The organism is Rhodocaloribacter litoris (genome assembly GCF_011682235.2).
Taxonomy (GTDB): domain Bacteria; phylum Bacteroidota; class Rhodothermia; order Rhodothermales; family ISCAR-4553; genus Rhodocaloribacter; species Rhodocaloribacter litoris.
Genome location: NZ_CP076718.1, coordinates 2,686,659 through 2,706,900 on the forward strand (window position 1 = coordinate 2,686,659; position 20,242 = coordinate 2,706,900).

Genomic DNA, 20,242 nt, shown 5'->3' on the forward strand with positions numbered 1-20,242 from the left:
TACCTGTTTTGGTTACGCTTCTTCTGTTTCTTCGTCGGGGATCTCTTCCAGCAACTCGGGTGCTCCCGCGAAAAATCCGGCCTGATGCAACTGCTCCAGCACGCGAATGCGAACCAGATCGCGCACCAGACGCCAGTCGGTCCGCGGAAAGCCCTCGCCTTCCTCGAACAGAAGCAGGTAGTCGTCGAAGGTGAGCAACAGCTGGTTGGTCCGGCGCAGCCGCTCCCGGATTGCCCGGATCAAAAGCGCCCGAAAAGCGCCATAGGCGTCGGTTCCGGAGACCAGCCCCATCAGTTGCCGGTACAGCCGGCGATCGTTGTTCGCCTGAATCTCGTGGGCCAGCTCGTCGGCCAGTCGGCGGATGGTTTCGATACGTTCCGGTGTCATCGCAGGCATCAGTTCGGTTAAAAACAGTTCAACCAGTGGCCAGATGTCGGTGTCTTCCGTGCGAAAGTCCTGACGTTGCCCTGTTCGGTTCAGGGCAAAACGTAGAAAGATGCGCCGGATAAAACCGGCGGCTTCGTCCGGCAACGCCGGCAACAGCTCGTACACGTCGTTGCGGGCCTGCAGGCGTTCGTCATCGGAAAGCGGCGCGCCCTGCTTTTTCCTGCCCTGCGGGATCGCCTGCTCATAGGCACCATCTCTGGGACGGCGCCAGAACGCCTGCACCAGCGCTTTCCATCGGGGGCGATGCGCTGCAGCTTCGGCCCGGGCCAGAAAGCGATTGACCAGCGGACGCACTGTGTAGATGTCCACAGATGGGCCATTACCGCTGTTGGAAAGATGGTACAGGGTGACCCCGGAGAGACGATCCGTAGCAGCAAAACGGTGAGCTCCGGCTGGCCCGAACACTTCTTCCAGGGCTTCCAGCAGACGCGTACGGGGCGCTTTACGATCTTTCCAGGCACCACCCGCCCGCAGCAGCGCCAGTTCTCGGTCCAGCGTTTCTTTCCAGTATTCGCACAGATCGAGCAGCAACTCCGGATCGTCGGCGCCCACGATCATGGCGCGTCCACTGACGATCGGAGCGACGCGCGGAAGCGACAGCACACATCCCAGCGCCAGTGCCGAAAGCGGAAGTTCGGAGCGACCGTTTGGATAGAAGTTGAGCTGCTGCTGCCCCATCAGCATCGGGAAAAGATCCCGGGCGGCCCGAACTACGGCGGGCCTCTCCGGGAAGAATGTGCAGGGTTCAGGAAGCAAGGGATCGGCTTTTCTAGCACTGTCAAATGTATTGCGGATTTTCTGCGCTCGTTCTTCTGGTTTTTTGGACCACGAAGGATTGTCAAATGCATTCAGCGTAAACAGAATAGAGCACGGCTTCTGTAAAAGTTTGTCCAGATAGTCCCGCTCCAGCTCGTCCATCCATTGCACCCACTGATCCTGCGTGACCTCTTCGGGTCGGTCGTTGCCGGTCGCCAGCACGACGGCGGCCACGCCCATGTCGATCAGCGCGTGACCGGTCCAGCGGAGTCCTACGGATGTTGTTTCGTGTGCCATGACGCTCTTTCAGGCTTGCATTTGCCGGGAAACCCGGGATTGCCGTCGATCCATCCGATCCAGCGGCTCGCCCAGGGCACCGAAGCCGCAGCCGGTGAGCTCGCCCGCGCCCACCAGCCAGGCAAACTGCACGGCCTCGGGCGGTCCTTCGACGATCACCGGACACAGGCTGCCCCGGTGGTCGATCCCCTTGATGCGCACAAGCTTGGTCTTGGCCCCGCGGTAGCGCCGATCGAAACGCATGGTGGCCTGCGGCGCCAGATGGCCCAGCCCGGCCGCCACCAGCTTGCGACGCAGCACGCGCGTGAGCACCTCGTCGGCCGCCTCGTCCTCCCAGGTCAGGTAGTCCCGCCCGCCGTCGGCGCGCACGCGCCGCGCCACGACCGGACTCTCCACGCGAAACACGGCCCGCTGGCCGAACGACGGCACCGGTAGCGTCTGCACGCTGGCCACGGCCATCCCGGCGATCACGGTCGGGTCCCGGAAAATTCCCCGCACCAGCCGCTCCACCGGCTCGCCCTCGTAGAAACTGAGCGTCCAGAACGCTCCCTTCGGGAAGTGCAGTCCGCCTCTCCCCATGCGTCCCCCCTGCAGCCAGCCAAAGCTGTAGAGACTCAGGCTATCGTGCCAGTCGTTCTGTCCCAGCCAGCGGTGCAACACGCCCGCCAGCCGGTAGGGATAGGTGAACGGCACCGGCTCACAGGACGGCGTCAACAGCAGTCGTAAACGCATGGGCTCCTCCGTTCAGTGGGTTTTCGCGTCGCGTAAGGGTGAAGGTTGATCGTACACCCCGACACCGTAGCGTTCGGCCATGCGCCGGGCCTCGCTGGCGATGCGATGACGCAGCACGGGCGGGCCGATCACCTCGCATTCGGCTCCGTAGCTGAGCACCCAGCGGGCCACGTCGGCGAGCCCGGTCACCTGCAGGTGCACGTCCAGCGATCCGTCCGGACGCTCCACGAGCACCTGGCTCGGATGCCACTGCTCCTCCCGGATCCAGCGGGCCTGATAGGGCGAAAAGCGCAGGTGGACGGCATAGGTGCGTTCGTCCCGGTGCATGCCGAAGGCCGGCCCCAGGTAGGCCTCCAGGTCGAAGTCCGGCCGCCGCGCGAAGGTCCCCTGGCGCAACTCCAGATGCCGGATGCGGTCGATACGAAAGTCGCGCATGGCCTGCCGCAGCCGACAGTAGGCCACCAGGTACCAGCGGCTCTGGTGCGCTACGAGGGCATAGGGCTCCACGTCGCGCTCGGTCAGCGCGTCCGCGTAGTTGGCATAGTAGTGCAAGTGCACCACGCGCTGCTCGGCCGCCGCCCGACGCAATTCGTCCAGATAGCGCAGCGGGGTGCGCGGCCGCGGTCCCATCTCGAAGCGCAGCGTACGCGTGAGCGTGTCGGGATCGACGTGAATGGGCTCGGGCAGATGCGCCGCCAGTCGCTCGACGGCCGCCTCCAGCAGGGCGGCGTCCGGCGTATCGCCAAAGGCCTCCAGCGCCAGCCGGGCCACCAGAAACGCCGCCAGCTCGGCCCGATCCAGCGCAATCAGCGGCAGGTTTTCGGTGAAAGGCTCCTCCAGGTAATACGTCTGGCGACGGCGATCATAGGCCACCGGCACGCCCAGCCGACACAGGTACTCGATGTCGCTGGCGATCGTGCGCCGGGACACCTCGAAGTGCCGGGCCGCCCGCGTGGTGGTCAGTGGACGGCCGCTGCGCAGCCACTCCAGCAGCCGCTGCAACCGCAGAATCTGCGGCCCGCGAAGCGAACGGCCTCCGGTTGCTCGTTCAGCCATGCATCCGGTGGGTCATGCAGAGGAACGACGCTAAAATATTATAGACACCGTGCAGTATAGCTTCATAACCTCTGTAGGGAAAAAATTTTTTAGCTAAGCATGATGAAACGAACTGGTGGTATAGCGGAGATCAATGCTATTGAAGGTGTCGTTGTGCAGCGCGATGTAGCCGCACCCTTCACGGGTGCGCCCCTTGGCCCGCAGGAGAGCTTGGGCTGACGGGACGCGCAACGCGTCCAGATCCGCGGCTACGCGATGGGTTCGATTCGCTAAGGGCAGCCATGCCCTCAATAACCATGACCTCTGCTATATAGCGCGGGTCGAACTCTTTGTGGGCGCGCTCTGCCCGGAGGCCGGATTGACGGGACACAAAGGCCGTAAGGGCCGTGTAGCACGGCCTACGTGGCCAAACCCGCGGCTACGTGGCGGGGACGGACCGCTATCGATCCCACTTGCGGCCACCACACCATCACATACAGGGGGAGCGGCAGGTTGGCCCCGGGTGGTTCATGCACGAGGGGCGTGGTTCAGGATGACGGGCTGTTTTCAGGAGGGACCCTGCCAGGGCCGGTGGGAGCGGGCGGATGCGTGGATGCCGTGCAGAAACCAGGCGATGCTGTTTGCCATTGATAGATCACATCGGGCCGTTGGCCCCTCCGGTTGACCGACCACCGCTGTGAGCGCGTGCCGGGCGTGGAAAAAGGCGTCCCCGTGTACCCACCTGGCCCCGGGGTGCTATTTTGGTGTGTTCAGAAACGAACGGAGCAGGTATGCGCGGTGTGACAGGGTTGCTGATCGGCCTGCTGCTGGCCGCACCGGTGACCGGCCAGCCCGACCGGCTCTACTGGGTCGATGCCGGTACGGATGTGATTCAGCGGGCCGATCTGGAGGGGGTGAACCGGGAGTCCGTGGTTGTCTTTCCCGGCGGGCGCAGCGGGGTCATCCCCTTCGCGCTGGATTCCCGGGCCGGCCGGCTCTACTGGATCGACCCCGCCACACACACCCTGCACCGGGCCCGTCTCGACGGCACACAGCCCGAGACCCTCATCCACGGCGGCCTCTCCGACGCCGTCGACCTCGTGGTGGACGGGCCGGGCGGCCGGCTCTACTGGTCCGCCGGCGATGCGATTCACCGCGCGGCGCTCGACGGGACCGGCGCCGAAATCTTTCTCCGCTTTCATCCCGACCGGATCGGTCCCCTCGCGCTCGATCCGGTGCGCGGCCAGCTCTACTGGGTGCGCACCCGCGAAGAAAACGCTGTCGTCGACGTGCGGGTCCAGCGGGCCAACCTGGACGGTACGGGGGTGGAGGATGTGCTGCCGGCGGGGCTGCTCAACCCGACGGCCCTGGTGGTGGACGCGGTGAACGGCTGGCTCTACTGGGCGGACCTTGGGGCGGCAGGACGGGGCACCATCCGGCGGGCCCGTCTCGACGGCACGAACGTGGAAACCCTCGTGCCGGAGACGGCCTTCATCGCGCCGTGGGGGCTGGCGCTCGATGTCCCGCGCGGCCGGCTCTACTGGTCCGACAACGGCGGCAGCGCCGGCGCCATCCGTCGCGCCGGCCTGGCCGGCGGTAGCGCCGTCGAGACGGTCATCTCCCTGGGCCTGCTTTTCCCGACCCGCCTCGCCCTCGACGTGCACGAGGGGGCTACGGGCCGCGAGGAGGCGTCCGTAGCCGGGCCGCCGGTCCCGCTGTCGGCACCCCACCCCAATCCCTTCGGGACGACGACCCGCTTCGCGCTGACGCCGCCGCGAACCGGATACGTGACGCTCGACGTCTTCGACGGGCTCGGCCGGCACGTGGGGCGGCTGTTCGCCGGTGCCCTGCCGGCGGGAACGGCCCGTTCCTTCACCTTCGACGCCGCCTCCCTGCCGCCGGGGCTCTATACGATCCGGGCGACGGGACCGGGCTATCAGGCAAGCCGCCGCGTCGTGCGGGTGCGCTGACGCGCTACGGCCGCGTGCCGGGGGCGGTGAGCCGCTCCATGTGCTGCGGGACGAGGTTGAGTTGAGCCTCCCCCGGATAAATCCGGGAGATTCCTGCTTCGTCTCGACGCGTACGCGTCGAGGACAGTAGCCCTGCCGATGTTCAGCAAAGGTTGGCGATATACGATCGCCTGTACACCGTCTCCACAGGCTGATACGGTCGCTCCGACCGCCAGCATAAGGCCGCGTGACGCGGCCGGGCGCGTCCAATTTGCCTGTGCCAGCCCCAACCGCTTTTTGTGTAAGAGGGCCGGAGGGAGCGGGAATGAAGCGCTTTTATTTTTCAATTTTCTTGCCGGACAAAAGCCGTTATGCCTAAATTTCCGCCCGGACCTCACAGGACCTGTACGTGCGAATGGCTCGAGACCGGGTTACGATTGCAGACGTGGCACACCGGGCCGGGGTGTCGGTCGGGACGGTTTCGGCGGTGTTGAACAACCGCCCGACGGTCCGGGAGCGCACGCGGCGACGCGTGCTGGCCGCCATCGACGAACTCGGATATCAGCCCTCGCCGTCGGCGCGGGCGCTGGCCGCCACACAGGGGGACGGCAACGTGTTCGAGCGGGCCATCGGGCTGATCATCAAGGAGGTGGACAACCCGTTCTACGCCGAGGTGGTCATCGGCGCGCAGGAATACCTTGCCGCCCGCGGGTACCTCTCGTTCGTGTGCACGTCGGAAGGGAGCTACGAGAAAGAGGGCGAGCTGCTGAAGGCCTTCCGTAACCGGTTCGTGCAGGGGGCCGTCATCGCCCCGATCCTGGATGCCCGGGCCGACCTGTCCCACCTGTTCATGCTGCGACGCGCCGAGTACCCGTTCGTGTTGCTGGAAGCCGTGCAGGGCCTGCCGGTGAACGTCGTCAGCGTCGACAACGTCAGGGCCGCACAGAGGGCCGCCGCCTACCTGCTTCAGGGCGGGCACGAGCGGATCGTGCATTTCGCCGGACCGCCCTACACGCAGCACACGCGGGACCGCATCCTGGGTACGGAAAAAGCCTTCAGCCAGTCCCACCTTCGCTTCACGGACGACGTCATCATTCCGGCCGGGGCACACCTGCACGACGGGTACGAGGCGGCCATGAAGTACTTCGGGGCGCGCCGGCGCCTGCGACCCACCGGCGTCACTTGCTTCAACGACCTGGTGGCAATGGGGGTGCTGCGGGCGTTGCACGAACTGGGCATCCGTGTGCCCGACGAGGTATCCGTCGTCGGTTTCGACGACATCCCCCAGGCGGCCTATCTGTCCACCCCGCTGACGACCGTGCGTGTGCCCAAACGCGAGATGGGCGAGCGGGCCGCCGCGCTCCTGCTGGCGTGGATCGAGGCCCGGGATAAGGGAACGGCCGGTGCTCCCCGCCATATCGTGCTGGAAGCCGAGCTGGTCGAACGTGCTTCGACCCGCACGTGGTAGGACCGGCACCGGCCGGCACGGCTATTCCTTTCAACCTCACGGTGCTCCCGGCTGGCGGGATCTCTTCACATCCCTCTCCGCAAAGCGGGTATGCTGAACGGGGCCCGAAGGGCGAAGGCGAGGCCTCTGCCGCTCGTCTGGTGCGCCGATATCCCTGCATTTCCGGTCTGGTTGAAGTATTTCATCGTTTCATGGCCGGGCTCGTTTCATCGGGGGCGGGGCGCTGCCTGGCGCTTCTGCTTTCTCTGGCAGGTGAGGGAGCCATCAGGTCCGGCTTCCATTTTTTTTTGCCGGGAGGTAGATTTTAAGATAAAGTCATATTATGATTGACACACCCGCCCCGGGATTTTATTTTGAGCAAGAATGAAATTTGAACCGCTTCATTCTTGTCGGTTACGTGGAATCCCTCGTAACGGGTGGTGAAGGATCGAGCGGGCGTGCAACGATCCCGGTTTTCGCCAGCAACACAGGCAAGACGAGCACCATGATGATGAGACGGCTGTTCAGGCGGATCGCGCTGGTGGGGGTGCTGGGGACCCTGGCCGGTGCCGCGGTCGGTGCGGAGACGACCGGCAAGATCGCCGGGGTCGTCACCGAGGCCGCCACCGGGCAGCCCCTGCCGGGGGTGCAGATCGTCATCGAGGAGACCGGCCAGGGCACGGTCACCAACCTCGACGGCTACTACATGATCCTCAACGTTCGGCCCGGCACCTACACGCTGGTCTTCAAATACATCGGGTATGCCGACGTGCGGGTGACGAACGTGCAGGTGGAGCCGGACAAGACGACCACGCTCGACGTGCGGATGGAGGAGACGGTGATCGAGGGCGAGGAGGTCGTCGTGGTGGCGGAACGGCCCATCGTGCAGATGGACCGGACCACAACCACCGCGTTTGTGGGCGAGGAAGAGCTGGAAGCCCTGCCGGTGACCAACCTGGGGGAGGTGATCAACCAGCAGGCGGGCGTCGTCGACGGGCACTTCCGGGGCGGTCGCCTGGGCGAGGTCGCCTACCTGATCAACGGCGTGCCGATCAACAACCCCTACACCAACAGCGCGGCGCTGGAGGTGGAGAAAAACATGGTTTCGGCCCTGGAGGTCATCAGCGGGGTCTTCAACGCCGAGTACGGCCAGGCCATGTCCGGGGTGGTGAACATCGTCACGAAAGGGGTGCCGCGCCGGTGGACCGGTTCGTTCGCGGTCGAGACGGGAGGGGTGGTCAGCAGCCGCGAGCTGGAATTCGTGCGGCGCCTGGCCGCTCCCGGCGCGGGCCTGCGCTATGATGACTTCACGTCGGAAACGGTTTCCTACACCGAGGCGGCCCGGTTCCCGGGCCAGCAGGACCTGCAGCTTTCGCTGGGCGGGCCCCTCTGGCGCGACCGGCTGGGCCTGCGCGTTACCGGGCGCTATCTCTACTCCGAGGGCCACGTGATCGGGCGCCGGCTCTTCATGCCGTCGGACTCGTCGCAGAACCTGAGCGCCGGCAACCCCGAGACCTGGCTCATCGAATCCACCGGGGACCAGGCGTTCGTGCCCTCGCACATGCGGCGCTACTCGTTCAACGGCGCCCTGACCTACCAGCTCCTTCCCGGCGTGCGCCTCGAGTACAACCTGGTCTGGCAGGACGCCACCGGGCGCAACATCACCCACCAGCAAAAATACGTGCCCGACGGCATCAACCGCTGGTACAACAGCAGCCAGCTGCACCTGTTCAGCGTACGCCTGACGCCCAGCGCACGGTCGTTCGCCAACCTCAACTACAGCTACCTGCGCGACCGGGGCGCCTCGCGCCTGTACGACGTGCCGGAGGACTTCACGGAGACAGGCCTGCTGGACCGGCGCTACGTCTCTTCCCGGCTCAGCTCGCTCGAGGGCGGCAATGCCTTCGACGTGGGCGGCAACGACCTTTTCAATGCCCGCGACCGGACCGTCACCCACACCTTCCTGGCCGACTACACGAACCAGATCAGCCGGGTCCACCAGATCAAGGCCGGCTTCTCGGCCCGGCTGCACCGGATCGACAACGGCAGCTACGGCATCGAGGTCAGCTCGCGCACGGGCTGGCTGCCCATGCCTTCGCCGGAACCCTTCGCCCGGGACACCCTGCGGGCCCGCCCCTACGAGCTGGCCGCCTACGTCCAGGACAAGATGGAATTCAAAAACCTGATCGTAAATGCCGGCCTCCGGTTCGATTATTTCGACCCCGACTATGAGATCCCTCTCGACTGGACGCAGGCCAACCAGCGCTACATTCCCGTCATCGATGCGGACGGGCAGGCGACGGGCGACTCGCTCTACAACCGCCGCCCGGCGCGCGCCCGCTACCAGATCAGCCCGCGTCTCGGGATCGCCTTCCCCATCTCCGCCACCGGCGTCATCCGCTTCTCGGCCGGGCTGTTCTTCCAGGTGCCGCAGTTGAGCATCCTCTACACGAACCCCGAGTACGAGGTCAACCCGGCCGATGCCAGCACCTACTTCGGCAACCCCGCGCTGAACCCCGAACGCACCCTGCACTTCGAGGTGGGCCTGCAGCAGGGACTCACCGAAGACCTGGGCGTGGAGCTGACCCTCTTTGCCAAGGATATCCGGAACCTGACGGGGGTGGAGATCCAGCGCGACGTGCGCACGACCACCAACTTCGTCCGCTACATCAACCGGGACGTGGGCGCTACCCGGGGCATCACGTTCTCCCTCTACCAGCGCCCGGGCGGGCCCGTCACCTGGGACCTCGACTACACGCTGCAGTTCGCCGGGGGCACCTCGTCGGATCCGGACGAGGCCTTCCAGCGCTACCAGAGCGGCGAGGAGGCCATCCTGTCGCTGGTGCGGCTGGACTGGGACCGGCGGCACGTGCTCAACGCCAGCATCACGGTCCATCCCGGCAAGGCCCTTTCCCTGACACTCTTCGGGCGGTATCAGACCGGCACCCCGTACACCACCATCCGCCGCTTCATCCGTTCCTACATCAAAAACAACGCGGATCGTCCCAGCGGCTTCATCACGGACCTGCGCCTCTACCTGCGCCCCCCGGTGCTCGACGAACGGCTGCGGCTGATCCTGCAGGTGGACAACCTCTTCGACGCCATGATTCACTACGGCGTCTACGAAGATACCGGCCGGGGCGACGAGTCGGTCACCAAAGAACAGTTCGAACGCACGGGAACGCAGCCGGGCGGGGTCAACAGCCTCGACGAGTACTTCTTCCGTCAGAGCTGGTTTTCCGCACCCCGGCAGGTCTACTTCGGGCTTCGGTATGATTTCTAGGATGTACAGCAAGGTGTTACGTGGTATGACGCGGCGCCGGCGGCGCGCCGGCCTGCTGGCCCTGATGCTCGGGTGGGCCGTGGCCGTGCAGGCCCAGGAGGGCACGACCATCCCGCCCGAATACCGGGGAACTGAGGATGCCGTGGCACGCGGCGTCCTCAACGGCAACCTGATCGAGACGAACTACCGCAACCACGGCGAGATGGCCCGCTGGAACGATATGCCCTGGGGGGTCTGGCCCAAGACGATCGGCGGGCGCCACATCGACGGCGTCGGCGTGGTGGTCGCCGGCCTGGTGCGGGGCGAGCGGGCCAAGTGGAGCCGGGCGCCCTACAACTTCTGGCCGGCCGGCACGCCGGACACGCTGCTCAACCCCGTCAGCATCCACTACCGCTCGGCCGGGACGAAGGTCAACCCCGCCGACGGCCGCGTCTGGGGCTGGCTGCCGCTCCCGGGCTTCCACAACCCCTTCCGGCGGGACCCCATCACCGGCCAGCGACAACCCGTGCCGGCCCTCAGCACCGACCCGGCTTCCTGGCCCTCGTTCTGGCCGGACAAGCTCAGCGAGCCGGACGATCCCGGGTGGGCCGGCCGGTGGAACGGCATGTTCGGCAAGGGGGTGTTCAACGCCGACCAGGAGAGCTTCTACGTGATGGACGACCTCGCCGACGGGGAGTACCTGATCGACCCGGTGACGCGCCGCCCCAACAGCGCCTACGGTATCTATTACCCGGACCCCGCCGACTCGACCCGGGGCGGCATCGGCCTGCAGGTCGGCGTGCGCCTGCTCCAGTGGGGCAACATCCTGGCCGAGGACGTGATGTTCATGATCTATCGCATCACGAACCTGGGGCAGACGCGTTTCGGCGAGGTGCTCGCCGACGTGCCCGGCCAGCCGCGGACCGGCCTCTACTTCACCCAGGTGGTGGACTATGGCCTGGGCAACGAGGAGACGGACGAGAGCGCTGCCTTCAACCCGCAGATCGACGTGGCCTACGGCTGGGATCACGACGGCATCGGCCAGCACATGACGGGCGGCACCTACCGGCTCGGCTATACGGGATTTGCCTTTCTGGAAAGCCCGGCCAACGACCACGACGCCCTCGACAACGACGAGGACGGCATCCGCGACGAGGGGCGCTTCGGCGGCCCCGGCGTCCTGATCGAAGGACAGGACGCCATCCGCGCCTACGTCGAGGCCAACTACGACCTGGCGCTCTTCGAGCAGCACTACGGCCCCCTGGAGCAGCGCCCTGCCTACCGCGCCGGCCGCTGGTGGACCGGCGACGAGGACCTGGACTGGATCGGCTTCGACGACGCCAACAACAACGGCCTCTGTGACCCCGGCGAGCTGGTCAACGACGACGTCGGCCGGGACGGCCAGCACCCCTTCGACCTGGACTACAGCGGCCCGGATACCGGCGAGTGCGACGGCATCCCCACCCCCGGCGAGCCCAACTTCGACCAGCTCGACGTCGACGAGAGCGACCAGATCGGCCTGACCGGCTTCCACCTGGGCACCCGCCCCTTCTACGAGGCCGGCGACAACCTCCGGGACGACACCTGGATGTGGGCCCGTATCCGGGAGTCCCAGTTCGCCCTGGGCCAGGAACCCCGGCAGCTGGTGGCCAACGTCGAGCCGTTCCTGAACTTCAGCTCCGGCCCCGTCGAGCTCGGTCCCAACGAAACCGACTTCTTCTCGCTCGGCTGGATCTTTGGCGAGGACGAGCAGGACTTCTTCAAAAACCGGCAGACCGTCCAGCAGATCTACAACGCCGACTACCGCTTCGCGCAGCCGCCCATCATGCCCACGCTCAAGGCCGAGGCGGGGGACGGCTACGTGGTCCTCTCCTGGGACACGCTCGCGCTGGCCAGCTTCGACCGCTTCACGCAGCAGTTCGACTTCGAGGGCTTCAAACTGTACAAGGGCACCGACCCGCTGCTCTCGGATGCCCGTGTGATCACCAACGCCAGCGGGATCCCCACCTTCTACAAACCCCTGGCCCAGTGGGACCTGGTCAACGAGCATGCGGGCAATGTGCCGGTGCTGGAGAACACCGCCTTCTACAACCTGGGGAGCAACACGGGGTTGCAGTTCAGCTACATCGACCGTGACGTCATCAACGGCAAGACCTACTACTACGCCCTGGTGGCCTACGACCACGGCTTCACGCCCGAGCCCGACTCCCTCAACCCCGATCCCCAGCCCATCGACCCGCAGGAGAACACCTTCAGCGTCAACGTGGACCAGGCCGGCAACATCCGCGGCCATACGCCCAACGTGGCCATCGTCACGCCACGGGCGCGGGCGGCGGGCTACGTCCCCGCCTCCACGAACGAAGACCTGAGCCGTCCCACCGAGGGCATCGGGACGGGGCGCATCGAGGTGACGGTGGTCAACAGCGCGGAGATCGACCCCGACGTCGTCTACCGGCTGGTCTTCTCGGACACCACCGAGGGAACGGGGGACACGTACCGCACCACCCACTATGCGCTCTGGAATGCCACCACGAACGAGGTCCTCCTGCCCCGGACGCCGCTCGTCGAATCGCCGCAGAACACCGTGGCGGTCGATGGCTTCGTGATCACGATCCACAATGACGAACGGGCCGTCGACTGGAACCGGACGGGCTGGGTGGGGCATGCCTCCGAAGAGGAGCTCTTCTCCCGCAACCCGCGCCAGCTCCCGGGCTACCAGACCAACTGGACCGTCGCGATCGAGGAGGATCAGACGAACTTCGGGGTGCCGGCGCCCCACGAATACGAAATCTGGTGGGCCGATTCCCTCTACACGACACCCAACCGGCCCTACCCCGGCCACCTGCGCCGGGTGCAGATCCCCGTGTGGTGCCGGAACGTGTCCACCGGCGCGCCCTGCGAGTTGCTCGTGCGGGACCTGAACGAGAACGGGGCCGTGGACCTGCCCGGCGATGCGCTCGTGCTGGCCGAGGTGCGTTTCAACGTGCACCGCTTCCGCTACGTGCTCACCTTCTCGGCCGCCGGGGCGGAGAGCATCGCGCCGGCCCCGGGCAATCGAATCCGGATCTCGACCTTCCGCCCCTTCTCCCGGAACGACTATTTCCAGTTCACCATGCGGCCGGGGCACGTGGACGAGGACCTGGCCCGGCAGGAACTGGACAAGATCGCCGTGGTGCCGAACCCCTACATCGCGGCGGCCGAGTGGGAGCCGCGTACCCAGATTCAGGGACGCGGGCCCCGGCGCATCCAGTTCATCCACCTGCCCGAGCGGTGCACCATCCGCATCTTCAACGTGCGGGGGGAGCTGGTCCGCCGCCTCCATCACGAGGGGACCGGCGGCGACGGGGTCGCCTGGTGGGACCTGCTGACGGAAGACGGGCAGGAAGTGGCCTACGGGATCTACCTCTACCACGTGGAGGCCCCCGGCATCGGCGAAAAGGTCGGTAAGTTCGCGATCGTCAAATAGAGGCTTTCATGCGTACGCAGCAGCGCATACCGGTGGGGCGGATCCTGTTGACGGCCCTGTTGCTGGGCGGGCTGGGGAAGGGCGCGCCCGTGCAGGGCCAGAGCCGGACCGGTACCTCGGCCGCCCCCTTCCTCATCCTCGGCACCGGCGCGCGGGGCAGTGCCCTGGGGCATGCCTACACCGCCGTCACGAGCGGGGCCGATGCCCTCTTCTGGAATCCGGCCGGGGCGGCCCGGTCCTACGACGCCGAAAACCGGGGGGCGGTCTTCTTCACCCACACGCGCTGGCTGGCCGGCATCGACTACAACGCCTTCGGGCTGGTGGTGCCCGTGACGGCCAGCGGGGTGGTGGGCCTGTCGCTGGCCCAGCTGGATTACGGCCGGATGGAGGTGCGCACCGTCGAACTGCCGGAAGGGACCGGCGAGACGTTCGGGGCCACCGACTTCGTCATCGGCCTCAGCTACGCGCAGCCGCTGACCAACACGTTCTTCCTCGGCGGCACGGCCAAGTATGTACGGCAGCAGATCTACGACATGTCCGCGCGGACGCTGGCCGTCGACGTCGGCTTCGTGCTGACGACCGGCTATCTGAACGGCCTGCGCCTGGCTGCCTCCATCATGAACTTCGGCGGTGAGATGCAGATGCGCGGCGTCAACACGCGCGTCTTCGTCGACATCGACCCTACGAACGACGGCAGCAACGATGCCCTGCCCGCCCAGCTGGAGACGCAACGCTGGGAGTTGCCCCTGTCGTTCAAGTTCGGCACGGCCTGGCCGGTGATCCAGACCGGCCAGATGCGGCTCGAACTCTACGCCGACGCGCACCAGCCGACCGACAACGGCCTCAATGCCGACGCCGGGGCCGAGCTGCGCTTCATGATGGGCGGGGCGAATCTGGACCTGCGGGCCGGCTACAAAGACCTGCCCCTGCGGAACACCTATGCCCACCTGACCCTGGGCGGGGGACTGGACCTGCAGCTGGGCACGCTCCGCTTCGGGGCCGACGTCGCCTACGTCCCGTTTGAACTCCTGGGCCACGTGACCATGCTCGACCTGCGGCTCTACTTCTGAAACAACATCTGCCCGGCTCCTCCGGGGTCGGGTCCCTGTCAGATAAGCGTCCACCAAACACAGAGAGGGGTTCCATGAACCGTAATGTTACCACCACGATGATGGCGCTGGCCCTGGTCGGCACCCTCGGTGTGACCCTGCGCGCCCTGGGGCAGCCGGTACCCCGCGTCCCCCAGATCTTCACCTTCGACGCCCTGGTCGACTTCGACAGCCTCTGGACCAGCTACGGCGCCCCGGTCAACTTCGGCTATGATCCCGACACCGTCTCCTACCCCGAAGGACGGGAATACTTCGTCTTCTTCGAGTACGGGGACGGGGACCCCGGCACGCGCGGCAAAGCCGTGCAGGTGGACTGGTCGCTCTTCACCGACCAGTCCTGGGGCGGCTCGAACGGCCTGCTCTACATCCGGCCCGATCCGGGCGTGAGCAGCCCCGAAAGCCCGGATCCCGACGCCTTCTTCAGCCAGGCCTCGCTCTGGGACCTGTCCGACTTCACCCACATCCACCTGCGTTACAAGACCCTCGTGCCCGCCAATGCGGCCGCCACCATCCGGATCAAGCTCCACGATGCAAGCGAGGGCGTCGGCACCGAGCCCAGCGCCGTGACCGAAGACTGGTACACCGAGTCGGGCGACGTCTACACCGATGCCTCGGGTGAATGGAAGGTGTGGACCGTGCCGCTCGTAGACCTCGGCCTGCCCGGCCAGACGGTCCCCGCGGGCGGGTTCTCCCGGCCCGGCTGCCAGGCCGGCGGCGACCCGCTGCAAACGTCGGGATGCTGGAGCGGCCTGCTCGGCAACGGCAAGCTGGACCTGGACAAGATCGGCTCGCTCACGATCGAGTTCACCGGGCCGCAGGCCGGCGCCGCCAACGACAGCACCCTCTTCGGCACCATCGTCTTCGACGAGCTGTACGTCTCGGGTGTGCGCTACGAACTGCTCGGCTCATTCGACGACCCCGGCGCCCTGGCCCACTGGAAAAACAGCAACGCCGGCAGCTATACCCTGGAGGCCACCACCGACACGACGCAGGGGAGCGGCGCCATCGACCTGACCTACAACCTGGTGGGCGATCAGGGCTGGGGCGGCAGCGTCGACATACAGCGGGATCTGAACGCCGGCCAGTTCTTCCCCGACATGACGGCCCGCACCCACCTGAGCCTTTTCTACAAGGTGCTCGAACCGGCCAGCGACCCGGCCAGCGTGTGGGTCAACCTCAAGCTGTTCGACTACAGCACGGGCCAGAAGGAAGAATGGCACTACAGCAACGTCGTCAATGTGCTGGACGACACGACGGGCCAGTGGCGGCGGTTGCTCCTGCCTCTCGACGGCTTCGCGATCCCGAGCTGGGTCGGCGAGCGCGGCGACGAAACACTGAACCTGGACCAGATCGGCGGCTGGCAACTCCAGGTCCAGATCTCGGAAGGGGCTTCCTCCAGCGGCCGGATCCTGTTCGACCGGCTCACCAGCTACGGGGAACGCCAGACCGACTTCACGCCGCCCGAGGCCGTGCAGGGCTTCGACGTGCTCGCAACCCAGTCCTACGAAAACCTGATCTCCTGGCAGGACGTGCCGGGCGAGAGCCGGGAGACCTATACCATCTACTTCAGTGAGGCTCCCATCGACTCCGTCTCCCAGCCGGGGGTCATCGTGGCCGCGAGCAACCTCCCGGAGGGCACGGGCATCTTCACCCACCGCCTCTTCTATCCGAACGACGACACGGAGGTCTCCTACCACTATGCCATCACCATCACGGACGAAGCGGGTAATACCTCCGTGCCGACGATGCTCCCCAGCCCGGTCACGAACCTGGCCAAAGGCCTGCCGACCATCTCCATGACACCGCCGGCCAACTTCGCGGCCGACGGCGACCTGAGCGAGTGGTCCGGCACGCCCATCCATCTGGAGCCGAACGGCGACTTCTACGGCCACGTCGCGCAGGGCTTCGAGATCAACGGCCCCGATGACCTCTCGGCCGACGTCTACCTGGCCGTCGACAACGAAGCCCTCTACGTGGCCGTGGACGTCACCGACGACGCCTACTTCCCCGTGCCCGACGGCGTCACCTCCGAGCGCTGGCTCTACGACGGCGCCGAACTCTACATCGGCCTCTACGACAGCCGCGGCCCCAAACACGACCGGTTCATGACCGGCAACGAACCCGACTACAAGTTCTACCTCTACCGGCAGGTCTTCTTCCGGGACGGCGGGTCGGAGGTCGAGGCCGGCTCGCCCGACTATGCCTGGGCCCGGACGGACCGGGGCTACGTCATCGAGGCCCGCATCCGCTTCGATGCCCACGCCTTCGACACGGCGCCGCTGTTCCAGCCGAAGAACGGCATGCGGGTGCCGCTCGACATCGTCATCATGGACAACGACGTCGGCGGGCAGGCCCGCGAAGGCATCCTGACCTACTCGCCCGACAACGACGACAACTCCTGGGAATCGCCGCGGTACTGGTTCTACACCTGGATCGGCGATCGCTTCGCCGTCGGCACGGAGCCGCCCGGGCCGGACGGCGTGCCCACCCGGTTCCAGGTCTATGCCAACTACCCCAACCCGTTCTCGCGTACCACCTGGATCCGGTATGACCTGCCGCGACCGGAACGGGTGGTGGTCAAGGTCTACAACACCCTCGGCCAGGAGGTGCAGACGCTCGTCGATCAGATGCAGGCGGCCGGTACGCATGAACTGCACTTCGACGCCTCGCGCCTGTCGGCCGGGCTGTATTTCTACCAGGTCCGGGCCGGGCGGCACGTCGCGACGCGGTCGATGGTGGTGGTGCGGTAGCCCACGGCCCGAGACGGAAGTTCGTCCCCCCCGGGGACTTCACGGAGCAAGGGAGGGGAAGCGCGTTCCTTCCCCTCCCTTCTCCACAACATCGGCAACAGGTGAAACGACTTCGTAGACTGGGATGGCTGGTCCTGGCCGGCCTGCTCTGCCTGCCCGCCTACGGGCAGGCCTGGCGGGAGGAGGCCCTGGCACGCATCGAACAGTACCGGAAGGGAACGCTCCGGGTGCGGGTGCTCGACACCGAGGGCCGGCCGGTGCCCGGTGCCGGGGTGCACGCGCGCATGATCCGCCACGCCTTCGGTTTCGGCACGGCCGTCAACTTCGGGCTGGTGATGGGCTCCGGCTACAACCCGACGTACCGGGCCCTGCTCGAAGACCTCACGGGCGACGGGCGCAGCTTCAACCGCGCCACCCCCGAGAACGCTCTCAAATGGCCCTCCTGGGAATCCGAATGGCCGATCTCGAACCGGCGCAAGATCGACGTGATCAACTGGCTGCGGGCCAAGGGCTACGACATCCGGGGCCATACCCTTCTGTGGCCGGACTGGCAGTGGCTGCCCGGTGACCTGGAGGACAACCGGAACGACCCGGCCTATATCCGGGACCGGATCCGCGAACACGTCTTCGCACTGGCCGAGCACCGGGACATCCGGGGCAAACTGGCAGCCTGGGATGTGGTCAACGAGCCGGCGCACCTGACCGCGCTGCGGGACGTGTTCCAGAGCTGGCCGGATTACGAGGTGGGTGAAGACCTCTATACCGAGGTGTTCAACTGGGCCCGGGAAGCCGACTCCACGGCACGCCTGTTCGTCAACGAATACAACATCATCAACAACTACGCGAACGAGCAGTCCACCCGAAACTACTACAAGGCGATCATCAACCGCTTGCTGGCCCGGGGCGCTCCGCTGGGCGGGATCGGCATCCAGGGGCACCTGAGCGCCCCGCTCCCGAGCATGACCCAGGTCGAAGCTGCCCTGGACGAGATGGCCGTGTTCGGGTTGCCCCTGGCCATCACGGAATATGACGTCCGCGGTGTCTCGGAAGAGGCGGAAGCCGCGTACCTGGAGGATTTCCTCACCCTGATCTTCAGCCATCCGGCCGTCGAGAGCTTCGTGATGTGGGGGTTCTGGGACGGCGCGCACTGGCGCGACAACGCCCCGCTTTTCCGGACGGACTGGAGCCTGAAACCCTCCGGCGAAGTGTTTCTGGACCTGGTCTTCGACCGGTGGTGGACGGATACGACGGGCGTGACGGATGCGGAGGGCGTGTGGGAGATGCGCGGCTTTCTGGGGGACTACGACCTCGAAGTGCAGGCCGGAGAGGCCACCGGGGCGACGACCTTCCGCTTGGCGAGCCACGACGACACGACCGTCGTGGAGATCGTGCTGCCGCGGGTGTTGTCCCGCGAGCGCGGCGCCGAAACCCCGGACCGGTGGATGCACGTCGAAGCCGTGGCCCCCAACCCCTTCCGGGACGGCACGTGGTTGCGGTACCGGCTCGAACGCCCGGCGACGGTCTCGCTGGCCGTCTATGACCTGCTGGGGCGCCGCGTCTATGCCCTGCATGCCGACCGGCCTGCCGGCCGGCACCAGGTGCGGATCGACGGCGCCCGCTGGCCCGCCGGCCTCTACCTCTACCACCTGCAGGCCGGCACGGAGCGGATCACCGGCCGCCTGGTCAAGACGCACTGATACGGGGAGGACCGGCCATGCGCGTGTGGAACATCCTGCTCGGTTGCGGTCTCTGCCTGGCGACGCTGGTGCCGCCCGTGCACGCCCAGCCGGACCGGGCCGGCGTACCGGAGCTGACGCCGGTCGGCCGCGCGTGGATCGACTCCCGGCAGACCAACGCGCCGGCCGACTCCCTGGTGCTGGCCCGAATCCTCGGATATGAGATCACGGTCGGCCGTTTCAACAAGTCCTACGTCGAATACCTGATCCGCTCCGGCCGAAACGACACCCCCGCCAACCGTCGCCGGCATCTGGACCTGATCGTCGACACGTACCTGCTGGCCGGAGAGGCCCGGCGCCTGGGCTACGACGAGCAGCCGGACTTCCGGGCCTACATGGACCGCCAGATCAAGCTGGCCGTCGGGGCCCGCTACGTCGAAAAGCACTTCTCCGATTCGCTGCCGCCGCCCTCCGAGGCGGAGATCCGCGAGGCGTTCCGGCGCAGCAAGGAGACGGTGGCCCTCCGGCATCTCTTCTTCCGGGACCCCGCTGCCGCCGGGGCGGCCTACGAGCGGTTGCGGGCCGGCGAGGATTTCGTGGCGCTGGCCAACGAGGTCTTCCAGACGCCGGCCTTCGACTCGACGGCCGGCTACCTGGGCTTCGCACGCTATGCGGATCTGGACGACGCCGTCGCCGCGGTGGCCGAGACGCTGCGGGTCGGCGCTGTCTCGCCGCCGGTGCGTTCGCGCTTCGGCTGGCACATCCTGCGCGTGGAGGAGCGCCTGTATCAGCCGCTGCTGGCCGAGTCGGAGTACCTGTACCGGCGCAAAGGCATCGCCGCGCGGCTCCGGATCCGGCGGCTCCGCCTGGAGGGCGACCGGTTCATCCGCCGGCTGATGGAGGGCCTCGACGTGCGGGTGGACGAGCAGGCGGCCCGGGAACTGGTGCAGGCGGTTCAGGCGGCGATACGGCCGGAGACCGTCCCGCCCCCGGAGGTCACTGTCTCGGACGAGGAGGTCGAAGCCGTACGCCGGGCGCTGACGCCCGAGACGGTGCTGCTGACCTATACCCTCGACGGCACGGTGCAGGCCTTCACCGTGGCCGACTATGCCCACTGGCTGCCGGTGTTGCCGTACCGTGAGGTGCGGTATCGCCCGATGGCCTCGGTGGGGCGGGCGCTGCGCAACGAGGTGCTGGGCCGCCTGGGCCTGGCCGAGGGGCTCGACCGGGATCCCCGGGTGCGCGAGACCGTGCAGTTCCTGGCCAACGCCTACCTCGGCGATACCCTCCGGCGAACGCAGCGGCCCTGACCGCCG

At 66.7% G+C, this 20,242-nt stretch carries 11 protein-coding genes; 8 read left to right on the forward strand and 3 right to left on the reverse strand.

The features are described from left to right. Positions 1 to 12 precede the first annotated feature (12 nt). From GQ464_RS11240 to GQ464_RS11250, 3 genes are read right to left on the reverse strand one after another with little or no spacing between them, the layout of a single operon-like run. Positions 13 to 1,500: a hypothetical protein gene (locus GQ464_RS11240; RefSeq protein WP_166978320.1), complete on the reverse strand. Its 1,488-nt coding sequence runs from the start codon at positions 1,498 to 1,500 to the stop codon at positions 13 to 15. A 9-nt stretch (positions 1,501 to 1,509) separates the two neighbouring features. Beyond that, the gene (gene cas6, locus GQ464_RS11245) at positions 1,510 to 2,232 is read right to left on the reverse strand and encodes a CRISPR-associated endoribonuclease Cas6 (RefSeq protein ID WP_166978318.1); all 723 of its coding nucleotides are present in this window, start codon (positions 2,230 to 2,232) and stop codon (positions 1,510 to 1,512) included. Between the two features lie 12 nt (positions 2,233 to 2,244). After that, positions 2,245 to 3,288: a helix-turn-helix transcriptional regulator gene (locus GQ464_RS11250; protein ID WP_166978316.1), complete on the reverse strand. Its 1,044-nt coding sequence runs from the start codon at positions 3,286 to 3,288 to the stop codon at positions 2,245 to 2,247. A gap of 770 nt (positions 3,289 to 4,058) precedes the next feature. Between GQ464_RS11250 and GQ464_RS11255 the strand changes: the two genes are divergently transcribed. The 8 genes from GQ464_RS11255 (at position 4,059) to GQ464_RS11290 (ending at position 20,236) form a co-directional block, all read left to right on the forward strand. Then, a complete protein-coding gene (locus tag GQ464_RS11255) occupies positions 4,059 to 5,237 on the forward strand; it encodes a hypothetical protein (protein ID WP_166978314.1) in 1,179 nt (392 codons plus the stop codon). Positions 5,238 to 5,631: 394 nt separating this feature from the next. Beyond that, positions 5,632 to 6,684 (forward strand): LacI family DNA-binding transcriptional regulator, encoded by a 1,053-nt coding sequence (locus tag GQ464_RS11260; RefSeq protein ID WP_166978312.1) that lies wholly within the window; start codon positions 5,632 to 5,634, stop codon positions 6,682 to 6,684. Positions 6,685 to 7,168: 484 nt separating this feature from the next. Continuing rightward, positions 7,169 to 9,946, forward strand: coding sequence for a TonB-dependent receptor (locus GQ464_RS11265; RefSeq protein WP_166978310.1), 2,778 nt, complete (start codon positions 7,169 to 7,171; stop codon positions 9,944 to 9,946). Positions 9,947 to 9,971: 25 nt separating this feature from the next. Then, positions 9,972 to 13,391, forward strand: coding sequence for a fibronectin type III domain-containing protein (locus GQ464_RS11270; protein WP_166978308.1), 3,420 nt, complete (start codon positions 9,972 to 9,974; stop codon positions 13,389 to 13,391). An 8-nt stretch (positions 13,392 to 13,399) separates the two neighbouring features. Then, positions 13,400 to 14,461, forward strand: a complete 1,062-nt coding sequence (locus tag GQ464_RS11275) for a PorV/PorQ family protein (protein ID WP_166978306.1) — start codon at positions 13,400 to 13,402, stop codon at positions 14,459 to 14,461. 74 nt (positions 14,462 to 14,535) lie between these two features. Further along, positions 14,536 to 17,250, forward strand: coding sequence for a sugar-binding protein (locus GQ464_RS11280; RefSeq protein WP_166978304.1), 2,715 nt, complete (start codon positions 14,536 to 14,538; stop codon positions 17,248 to 17,250). 101 nt (positions 17,251 to 17,351) lie between these two features. Next, positions 17,352 to 18,947, forward strand: a complete 1,596-nt coding sequence (locus GQ464_RS11285; protein ID WP_166978302.1) for an endo-1,4-beta-xylanase — start codon at positions 17,352 to 17,354, stop codon at positions 18,945 to 18,947. A gap of 17 nt (positions 18,948 to 18,964) precedes the next feature. Further along, positions 18,965 to 20,236, forward strand: coding sequence for a peptidylprolyl isomerase (locus tag GQ464_RS11290; RefSeq protein WP_166978300.1), 1,272 nt, complete (start codon positions 18,965 to 18,967; stop codon positions 20,234 to 20,236). The last annotated feature ends 6 nt before the right edge of the window (positions 20,237 to 20,242 follow it).

Bases quoted from the DNA above. Each gene is read 5' to 3' on its own strand.
- GQ464_RS11240 (WP_166978320.1), bottom strand. From the start codon at position 1,500: ATGGCACACGAAACAACATCCGTAGGACTCCGCTGGACCGGTCACGCG.
- cas6 (WP_166978318.1), bottom strand. From the start codon at position 2,232: ATGCGTTTACGACTGCTGTTGACGCCGTCCTGTGAGCCGGTGCCGTTC.
- GQ464_RS11250 (WP_166978316.1), bottom strand. From the start codon at position 3,288: ATGGCTGAACGAGCAACCGGAGGCCGTTCGCTTCGCGGGCCGCAGATT.
- GQ464_RS11255 (WP_166978314.1), top strand. From the start codon at position 4,059: ATGCGCGGTGTGACAGGGTTGCTGATCGGCCTGCTGCTGGCCGCACCG.
- GQ464_RS11260 (WP_166978312.1), top strand. From the start codon at position 5,632: ATGGCTCGAGACCGGGTTACGATTGCAGACGTGGCACACCGGGCCGGG.
- GQ464_RS11265 (WP_166978310.1), top strand. From the start codon at position 7,169: ATGATGATGAGACGGCTGTTCAGGCGGATCGCGCTGGTGGGGGTGCTG.
- GQ464_RS11270 (WP_166978308.1), top strand. From the start codon at position 9,972: ATGACGCGGCGCCGGCGGCGCGCCGGCCTGCTGGCCCTGATGCTCGGG.
- GQ464_RS11275 (WP_166978306.1), top strand. From the start codon at position 13,400: ATGCGTACGCAGCAGCGCATACCGGTGGGGCGGATCCTGTTGACGGCC.
- GQ464_RS11280 (WP_166978304.1), top strand. From the start codon at position 14,536: ATGAACCGTAATGTTACCACCACGATGATGGCGCTGGCCCTGGTCGGC.
- GQ464_RS11290 (WP_166978300.1), top strand. From the start codon at position 18,965: ATGCGCGTGTGGAACATCCTGCTCGGTTGCGGTCTCTGCCTGGCGACG.